Origin of the sequence: Arthrobacter sp., assembly GCF_031179385.1 — a bacterium.
In the GTDB taxonomy this organism is placed as follows: Bacteria; Actinomycetota; Actinomycetes; order Actinomycetales; family Micrococcaceae; genus Arthrobacter_D.
This window is the reverse complement of the sequence record NZ_JAPSHV010000127.1, coordinates 1-6,740: the sequence shown is the minus strand read 5'-3', so window position 1 is coordinate 6,740 and position 6,740 is coordinate 1. Positions and strand designations below refer to the sequence as shown.

The 6,740-nt window shown below is 64.3% G+C and carries 7 protein-coding genes; 3 read left to right on the top strand and 4 right to left on the bottom strand.

What is annotated here, in order from left to right; genetic code table 11:
• Nucleotides 1–159 precede the first annotated feature (159 nt).
• Nucleotides 160–1,398, top strand: coding sequence for a cobalamin-independent methionine synthase II family protein (locus RIF85_RS13630; protein WP_309072441.1), 1,239 nt, complete (start codon nt 160–162; stop codon nt 1,396–1,398).
• A 72-nt stretch (nt 1,399–1,470) separates the two neighbouring features.
• Here RIF85_RS13630 and RIF85_RS13625 read toward each other — a convergent pair whose 3' ends face one another.
• From RIF85_RS13625 to RIF85_RS13615, 3 genes are read right to left on the bottom strand one after another with little or no spacing between them, the layout of a single operon-like run.
• Complete coding sequence (locus RIF85_RS13625; protein ID WP_309072440.1) at nt 1,471–3,762, bottom strand: heavy metal translocating P-type ATPase; 2,292 nt, start codon at nt 3,760–3,762, stop codon at nt 1,471–1,473.
• Nucleotides 3,763–3,810: 48 nt separating this feature from the next.
• Nucleotides 3,811–4,035, bottom strand: a complete 225-nt coding sequence (locus tag RIF85_RS13620) for a cation transporter (protein ID WP_309072439.1) — start codon at nt 4,033–4,035, stop codon at nt 3,811–3,813.
• 24 nt (nt 4,036–4,059) lie between these two features.
• Entirely contained in the window at nt 4,060–4,371 is a 312-nt protein-coding gene (locus tag RIF85_RS13615; RefSeq protein WP_309072438.1) for a metal-sensitive transcriptional regulator, read from the bottom strand.
• A gap of 133 nt (nt 4,372–4,504) precedes the next feature.
• Here RIF85_RS13615 and RIF85_RS13610 point away from each other — a divergent pair, with 133 nt between their 5' ends.
• Together RIF85_RS13610 and RIF85_RS13605 are read left to right on the top strand one after the other, a co-directional pair.
• A complete protein-coding gene (locus RIF85_RS13610) occupies nt 4,505–5,158 on the top strand; it encodes a DUF305 domain-containing protein (protein ID WP_309072437.1) in 654 nt (217 codons plus the stop codon).
• A gap of 59 nt (nt 5,159–5,217) precedes the next feature.
• Entirely contained in the window at nt 5,218–5,862 is a 645-nt protein-coding gene (locus RIF85_RS13605; protein WP_309072436.1) for a DUF3105 domain-containing protein, read from the top strand.
• A 68-nt stretch (nt 5,863–5,930) separates the two neighbouring features.
• Here the strand turns inward: RIF85_RS13605 and RIF85_RS13600 are convergent.
• A partial coding sequence (locus RIF85_RS13600; RefSeq protein ID WP_309072435.1) for an MFS transporter occupies nt 5,931–6,740 on the bottom strand: 810 nt, incomplete at its 5' end.

Below are 6,740 nucleotides of genomic sequence, written 5' to 3'. Positions count from 1 at the left end.
TGGCCGGGGAGGGGGCGTGCCTGCGTCACCGGTGGATTTAGAGCCCTAAGCCACACCATCCAGAGCAGCTGAGAGACCTGCCTCCGTGACGCTGCAGCTTCCCCCGGATTCCTGTCCGAAAGGGTGCTAATGGCAGGACCGATGGAAGGAACAGCACCAATGACGATCGATCGTATTCACACCAGTCACTCGGGATCCCTGCCGCGCACTCCGGAACTGATTGCCGCGAACGCCGCCAGAACCCTGGCCGATGACGGCTTCACCCTGGAGCGCACCACGGAATTCGAGAGCCTGCTCGCCTCCTCCGTGGTCGACCTCGTTCAGTGGCAGAAGGACGCCGGAATCACTATCCCCGGCGATGGCGAGTACGGCAAAGCCATGTCGAATTCCGTGGACTACGGCGCATGGTGGACCTACAGCTTTCAGCGCACCGCCGGTCTTGAGCTGACCGACTTCAATCCGATCCTCGCCGACGCCGTGATCAGCGAACCCGGCGCGATCAAGCTGACATCGTTCGCCAACCGGCGCGACTGGACACGCTTCGCGGACGCCTATCAGGACCCCGAGAGCGGGATTCAACTGGGCAAGAACGCCACTGCGTTCCCGTCAGCGACCGGCCCCATTTCCTACATTGGACAGGAAGCGCTCGCTTCGGACATCGCCAACCTCAAGGCCGGACTGGACGCGGCGGATGTGCAGACGGGTTTCATCACTGCCCTCTCGCCGGGGTCGGCGAGCAGGATCGGCAACGATTACTACGCCACGGAGGAAGAGTTCATCTACGCGTGGGCGGACGTGCTCCGTGAGGAGTACCGGGCCATCGTTGACGCGGGTCTCATCGTTCAGGTTGATGACCCGTCACTGGCCGAGAACTGGGACCAGATCACCCCGGAGCCGAGCATCGAGGACTACCGGCGTTTCACCCAGATCCGGATCGAGGCGCTCAACTATGCGCTCCAAGGACTGCCGGAGGACCAGGTCCGAGTGCACGTGTGCTGGGGATCCTGGCACGGGCCGCACACCACCGACCTCGAATTCCGGCACATCGTCGACCTCGTGCTGGGCATCAACGCAGGGTCGTACTCCTTCGAAGCTGCCAATGCCCGCCACGAACATGAGTGGGCCATCTGGCAGGACGTCACACTGCCGGAGGGCAAAATCATCGTTCCCGGTGTGGTGTCCCATGCGACGAACGTGGTCGAGCATCCTGAGCTGGTCGCGCAGCGCATCGAACGTTTCGCGAGCCTGGTCGGGCGGGAAAACGTGATCGCTTCCACCGACTGTGGCCTCGGAGGCCGCCTGCATCCCCAGATTGCCACGGCGAAGCTGGAGGCCCTGGGCTCCGGAGCACGAATCGCATCGAACCGGTTGTTCGAGAATTCTGCGTCGCTGATCTAGCCGGGTGAAAGGAAGGACCGCACATCCTTCGATGTGCGGTCCTTCCTGGATACGGTTTCCCGCGCCCGGAATCTACTTCCCGAACCGGCGCAGCCGGAGCGAATTCGCAACGACCAGAACCGAGCTCGCCGCCATGGCCGCGCCCGCCACCATCGGGTTGAGCAGTCCCAGAGCCGCGACCGGAATGCCGATCGTGTTGTAGAAGAACGCCCAGAACAGGTTGCTCTTGATGGTGCCGAGCGTCTTCCGGGACAGCTCGATCGCCTGGGCCACCTGCTCGAGACTGTTGCCCATCACGGTCAGGTCAGCGGCTTCGATTGCGACATCGGTACCGGAACCCATCGCGATTCCCAGGTCCGCCTGGGCCAGGGCCGCGGCATCGTTGACGCCGTCACCGGCCATCGCCACGGTAGCTCCCTGTGCCTGAAGCCGCTTCACAGCGTCGACCTTCCCCTCGGGGAGTACGTCAGCCATGACATCCTCCGGGGCGATGCCGACCTCAGCAGCGATCTTTCGGGCGACGGCGGCGTTGTCTCCAGTCAGCAGCATCGGGCGCAGGCCCAGCTCCTTCAAGCGCGCAATCGCCGCTGCCGAGGACTCCTTGACGGTGTCCTTCAGGCTCACCAGGCCCGCAACCTCACCGTCAACCGCAACCCAGATGGCCGTGGATCCGGCCTCCTGTTCCGCCGCCAAAGCTGAACGGTGTGCGTCGGTGATAACGACGTCGTTTTCCTCCAGCCAGCCTGCACGCCCGGCGAGCACCGTGGAACCGTCAACCGTGCCGCGCACCCCGCCGCCGGCGGAACTCGTGAAGTCCGTCACCGCCGGGTGCCCGGGGCTTGCAGCTGCGATTGCCTGGGCGATCGGGTGCTCGCTGGCGGACTCGACGGCGGCGGCGAGCGACAGCACATCCTCTCGGCTGCGCGAACCGAGTACGACGACGTCCGTCACCGACAGGCGGCCGCTTGTCACGGTGCCGGTCTTGTCCAGAACGATGGTGTCGACGGTGCGGGTGTCCTCGAGTACCTGCGGGCCGCGAATCAGGATGCCGAGCTGCGCACCACGGCCTGTTCCCGTGAGCAGGGCCGTCGGAGTGGCGAGGCCGAGCGCACACGGGCACGCGATCACGAGCACTGCAACGGCGGCGGTAAATGCAGCCTGCACATCTCCGCTGAGCAGCATCCAAGCGACGAAGGTGAGCACCGCGATGACGAGGACCACCGGAACAAACACAGCACTGATGCGGTCCGCCAGCCGGGCGATCGGCGCCTTGCCGCTCTGGGCTTGGCTGACCAGCCGGCCCATCTGGGCGAGCGTCGTCTCGCTGCCCACGCGGGTGGCACGGACAATCAGGCGCCCGGACGTGTTGATGGTTGCACCCGTGACGGTGCTATCCGGACCGACGTCGACGGGAAGTGACTCGCCGGTGATGAGTGAGGTGTCCACGGCGCTGCGACCCTCAATGACGAAGCCGTCGGTTGCAATCTTCTCGCCCGGCCGGACAACGAACTCATCCCCATGCACCAACGACGACGCCGGCACCTTCACTTCGACCCTCTTGCCGTGCTGCTCGCGCAGCACAGTTGCATCCTTCGCCCCGAGATTGAGGAGCGACTTCAGCGCGTCGCCTGCCCGCTGCTTCGCGTTCGCTTCCAGATACCGGCCGAGGAGGAGGAAGGTCACGACGACGGCGGCAACCTCGAAGTAGAGCCCGTGTCCGCCCATGTCCATGCCCACGTGCTCGGTGAGCATCGGGTCGGCGAGGAGCTGGCTGAGTGAGAACAGGTAAGCCGCGGTAACGCCGATGGACACCAGGGTGTCCATCGTGGACGAGAAGTGCCGGGCGTTGATCGCGGCTGCCTTGTGGAATGACCAGGCTGACCACGTGACCACTGGCGTACTCAGCGCCAGGACCACCCAACCCCAGTGGGGAAACTGCAGCGCCGGGATCATTGAGATGAGAAACACGGGCACGGTCAGGATGGCAGCGGTGACCAGGCGCGGCCGCAACTGTGATGCAGTCCCGCCGTGTGCCATGTGGTCGTGTGAATCGTGATCGAGCCCATCGGCCGCCGGTTCCCCCTCCGAGGAGGGCCCCGGTTGGTGATGCGGCTTCTTCACCTGCGCGGTGTAGCCGGTGGCGTTGACCGTGTTGACGATGTCCTCGTCAGAGATATGTGCGGGTACGGTGACCACCGCCGATTCCAGCGGCAGGTTCACGCTCGCCTCAACGCCGTCGAGCTTGCCCAACTTGCGCTCCACCCGCCCCACGCACGAGGCACAGGTCATGCCCTGGATGTCGAGTTCAACGGTCCGGGTAGCGGTAGCGGTGGCGGTCCGGGTGATGCCGGGTTCGGTGGTCATGATGGTCCTTCCAGGCCGGCTTGCTGCCGGCAGCCTGTCGGCGTGTTGCTATGCGTCGTTTGAGACGACGACGTAACCGGCTTCAGCGACTGCCTCACCGATCTGCTCTGGTTCGATGTCGCGCTCTGAGGTGACGGTTGCGGTTGAGATTCCGCCCTTGTTCAGGTCAACTTCAACGTTCTGTACGCCTTCGATGGCAGAGATTTCCTCGGTGACGGAGTCCACGCAGTGGCCGCAGGTCATTCCCGAGATGCTGACGGTTGTAGTGCTCATGATTTCTCCTGATGGTTCAGGCAGTCAGCGCAACAGGCGGCTGATGGCCGCCGAGGCTTCCTGCACCTTTTCGTTGACAGCCCGGGGATCCCCGGATGTCTGGGATTCGTTGGCTGCACCCACAACGCAGTGGGCGATGTGTTCTTCGAGGAGCCCGATGCTGACGGCGTGCAAAGCCTTGTTCACCGCGGACACCTGGGTGAGGACGTCGATGCAGTATTTGTCCTCCTCAACCATTCGCGCTATCCCGCGTACCTGTCCTTCGATGCGCTTGAGACGGCGGAGGTAGGCCTCCTTGTCGGCGGTATAACCGTGTTCCGTAGTTGTCTGTGTCATGGTTCCTCCTTGGCTGCCTCATCGAATATATACCCATAGGGGGTATCGGCGCAACTACCCCCCGGGGGTATGTTTTGGGAACGCTCAGGCGGGTGCTCTACGTTAGAGGGGAAGACATGAAAGGCAATCCCTTATGACCCTCAACCTTGAGGCGTGGCAGAAGCGCGCCCTCCTTGTCCTCGGCCTCATTGCCGTTGCAGGTCTGTTCGCTCTTGCCTTCACGGCAGGAAGGGTGGCGGCCGCACCGCAGCACCCCGGCAACAGCAGCCCTGACGCAGGCTTCGCCCGCGATATGCAGGTTCACCACTCACAGGCCGTGGAGATGTCGCGCATCGTCCGGGACCAGACGGACGACATCGTAATCCGCACCATCGCCTATGACATCGCGATGACCCAGCAGCACCAGGTGGGCCAGATGTACGCCTGGCTAAAGGAATGGGGCCTGCCCCAGAGCGACGGCGCTGAGCGCATGGCGTGGATGTCGGGCAGCAGTCATGCCCACACCGAGAACGACGGCGGGAGTGGCTCCGGTGCGATCGGCGCGGACGGGCTGATGCCCGGCATGGCGACGGACGAAGAATTGGCACAGCTCGCAGAAGCCACGGGTGAGGACGCAGAACGGCTCTACCTGGAGCTCATGATCGACCACCACGAGGCGGGCGCGGAGATGGCCCTGGCTGCAGTGGACCTCGTCCAGGAGCCCGACGTCCGCGAACTCGCCCGCAAGATGGCGGAGGGGCAGACCATTGAAATCGCGGAGATGGAAAAGCTCCTGGCACAGCTCTAGGCCGGCCGCCCGGTACATTTAGACCCGAACCCCTTGAAAGAACAGAAGGAATCAGCGCGTTGAACAAGAAGCGAGCTCAGGAGAATGCGGACCGCCAGGCGCGGTTGGCTGCAATCCAGTCACAGCAGCGGGCCAGCGAACGGAAGCGGAACAGCCTGATTTTCGGCGGTATTGCTCTGGTGATCGTGGCGATCATCGTGGCCGTAACGATCGTGATCGTGCAGCAGGTCCGGGAGAATGACCGCCTGGACGCGCTCGCTGAACAGGATATCGAGGGTGTTGAGACCATCGAGGTGAGCTCGTTCGAGCATGTCCCCGGGCCGGTCGAGTACGAGCAGGCTCCTCCCGTTGGAGGCGACCACAACGCTCTCTGGACCAACTGCGGCATCTACACCGAGCCGATTCCGAACGAGAACACGGTCCACTCCCTGGAGCACGGTGCCGTCTGGATCACCTACCAGCCGGACCTCGCGCAGTCGGAGATCGACGCCCTGACCGAGCTGGTCGGCGACCGCAGCTACGTTCTTCTCAGCCCGTACGAGGGTCAGGAATCTCCGGTCATGGCCAGCGCCTGGGGCTTGCAGCTCGGTGTCGATTCGGCTGACGACGAGCGCCTCGTCGCCTTCCTTGCGAAGTACGTTCAGGGCGAGCAGACCCGCGAGCCCGGTGCGGCCTGCAGCGGAGCCTTGGACCCCTCCGCGTAAACCTCCATCAATGGTCAGGACACGCCCCTTATCCCGCGGGATAAGGGGCGTGTCCTGCTGTATGAGCATTATGCGGACGGCTTGCGAAGGCTCCAGAAAGCCAGTCCGGCGGCCGCAACCATGAGCGCAGCGCCGATGCCGGAGGTAATCACGACGCCGCTGTCGAACGCGTGGAATGCGGACTCAAGCAGGGCAGACCCGGAGCCGGCGGGCAGTTCCGACGCAACGTTGATCGCGCCGCCCAGCGTCTCTGCCGCCGTCGTGCCCTGTGCGGCCGTGAGGCCGGCGGGAAGCACGAGGTGCTCCTGGTAAGAAGCCAGCAGGACGCTGCCAAGGAGCGCCGTGCCGAAGACGGAGCCTACTTCGTAGGCCGTCTCGGAAATCGCTGACGCGGCTCCGGCCTTCGCGGCGGGCACGCTGGACAGGATGAGGTCATTGGATACCGTCTCCGATGCCCCCACTCCGGCGCCGAGCAGGACGAAGGCTGCGAGCAGCAGTCCCACCGATCCGTCCTGGCTCGCGACCGCCACCAGCACGTAGGCGCTCGCGGAGAGCAGCAGCGCGGTCGGGACGACCACGTGCGGCGAAATATGGCGGACCACGGGAACCACTGTGAGCCCCGCGATGATCGTTGTGATGAGGCCGGGCATCAGCACTATGCCGGCGTCCAGCGGGCTGAGTCCCACGACCAGCTGCAGATGCTGAGAAACAAAGTAGAGGAAGCCAACCAGCGAGAAGATCGCGAGCAGATTCACCAGGACAGCGCCCGTAAAAGGCCGGACGGTGAAGAGCCGCACGTCCAGCATCGGATTTCCGCGCTTCAGCTGCCGCCGCACGAAGGTGACGCCGGCTGCAAAACCAACGACGACGGCGGCAGC